The organism is Streptomyces sp. CO7, from assembly GCF_053474865.1.
The window spans coordinates 1-1546 of the sequence record NZ_JBRIOU010000018.1; the positions used below are offsets into that span (position 1 = coordinate 1).

The window sequence follows — 1546 nt, forward strand, 5'->3', positions numbered from 1 at the left end:
GCTCCACGACGGCGCCGCCCCTCCGCCCGGCCTCCGTCCGGCGGACGGGCCGGGGTGCGCGGTGCGCGACCTGCACGACGCGGCGCCCTGCGGGGTCGGTCCCCGCCTGACCGGGCCCGTGGCGTACGTGGTGGCGACCTCCGGCTCGACCGGCACGCCGAAGTGCGTGGCGGTGCCGCCCGTCGTCCTGGAGGACCTCGCCGCCTGGCACATGCGCACCTGGCCCTGGCCGCAGTCCCCCACGACCGCGCACGCCGCCTCCGTCGGTTTCGACGTGGCCTTCCAGGAACTGGTGACGACCTGGGCCGCGGGGGCCGCCCTGGTCGTGGTCGACGACCGGGCCCGCCGCGACCCCTTCCTGCTCGCGGCGGTCCTGGAGAAGCGTGCGGTGGTGCGGGCCTTCCTGCCGGTGGCGTCGCTGCACGCGCTGGCCGTCGCCGTGCCGGTGACCGGGCACCGTCTGCCCGCCCTGCGGGAGGTCGTGGTCGCCGGGGAGCGGCTGGTCGTCAACGAGGAGGTACGGGCGCTGTTCGGCGGCCTCGACGCCTGTCTGGTCAACCAGTACGGCCCGAGCGAGACCCATGTGGTGACCGAGCACCGTCTCGGCCCCGACCCGGGGAGCTGGCCGGTCCACCCCCCGCTCGGCGGCCCGGTCGCCTCGGCGGAGCTGCTGCGGGTCGTGGACGGCGTGCTGGCGCCCTTCGCCGAGGGGGACGAGGCGGAGCTGGTGGTGGCCGGGGACTGCCTGGCCGTCGGCTACCTCGGCGACGCGCAGGGCACCGCCGCCCGGTTCCGGCGGCTGCCCGACGCGTCGGCGGGCGAGCGGCGCGTGTACCTGACCGGCGACCTGGTCCGTCTGCGGGACGGGCTGCTGCACTTCGTCGGCCGCATCGACGACCAGCTCAAGGTGCGCGGCTACCGGGTGGAACCGGGGGAGATCGAGGCCGTGCTGGCACGCGTCCCCGGCGTGCGCCGGGCCGCCGTGGTGGGGCACGGGACGGAGCGGACCGTGGCGCTGCGCGCGTACGTGGTGCCCGAGGAGGGGGCGGGTCCCCTCGACGCCTCGGCGCTGCGCGAGGCCTGTGCGGCCGCGCTGCCGGACTACATGGTGCCGGCCCGGTTCGTCGGCGTCGCGGAGCTGCCGCTCACGCCCAACGGGAAGGTGGCGCGGCGCGAACTCGGGGAGCCGGCGAGGACCCATGGCTGACCCGTCCGGGGCAGCCGCCCCCGCGGTGCTGGTCCCGCTCTCCCCCGCCCAGGAGTCGATGTGGCTCGAACAGCGGCTGCACCCGACGGAGACCAACGGCGGCTTCCTGTCGGTGGTCCTGCGCGGTGACGTGACCGCCGCCCAGGTCCGGGCCGCGTGTCTTCGGGTCTGCGAGGACAACCCTCAGCTGCGCGGCCTGGTGGTCGACGGACCCGAGGCACGGATGGCGATCCGGCCGGCGTCCGAGGTGCTCCGGTTCGAGGAGGTCCCGCTCACGGCCGCGCCGGGCGAGGAGGCGGCGGCGGCCCGTCGCTGGTACGGGGACCACCGCCCCCACCC

Annotated in this window: 2 protein-coding genes; both read left to right on the top strand. The window is 76.9% G+C overall.

The window, feature by feature from the left end; genetic code table 11:
* The coding region (locus ACOV8S_RS30800) for an AMP-binding protein (protein ID WP_448321778.1) at window positions 1-1207 on the top strand (1207 nt) is incomplete at its 5' end.
* On the top strand, window positions 1200-1546 hold a 347-nt coding region (locus ACOV8S_RS30805), incomplete at its 3' end, for a hypothetical protein (protein ID WP_448321779.1). The genes ACOV8S_RS30800 and ACOV8S_RS30805, both read left to right, overlap by 8 nt.